Source organism: Psychroserpens mesophilus, from assembly GCF_050617655.1.
GTDB classification, from domain to species: Bacteria; Bacteroidota; Bacteroidia; order Flavobacteriales; family Flavobacteriaceae; genus Psychroserpens; species Psychroserpens mesophilus_A.
On record NZ_JBODQC010000252.1, the window covers coordinates 1 to 260 of the forward strand.

1 protein-coding gene is annotated in these 260 nt (G+C 61.2%); it reads right to left on the reverse strand.

Annotated elements, in window-relative coordinates:
- Window positions 1–260, reverse strand: a 260-nt coding sequence (locus tag ACRHNM_RS17165; protein WP_431137858.1) for a pyridoxal-phosphate dependent enzyme, incomplete at both ends; no start/stop codon positions are given.

Here is a 260-nt window from a genome sequence, read left to right on the forward strand (position 1 = left end):
GTGAGGGTCACTTTGGCCCCGTAGGCCCGCATGGTTTGAACCCTTTCTGCCGTGGCATTCGCGGGCATTACGAGCTCGAGGTCCAGGTTGTAGAGCCTGGCAATCATGGCCAGGGCAATCCCCGTATTCCCGCTGGTGGCTTCGATAAGCCGGGTTTCCGGGCCGATCTCCCCCCGGCTGAGCATACTGCGGATCATATTCAGGGCGGCCCGGTCCTTGACGCTTCCCCCCGGGTTCTGCCCTTCGAGTTTGAAATACAG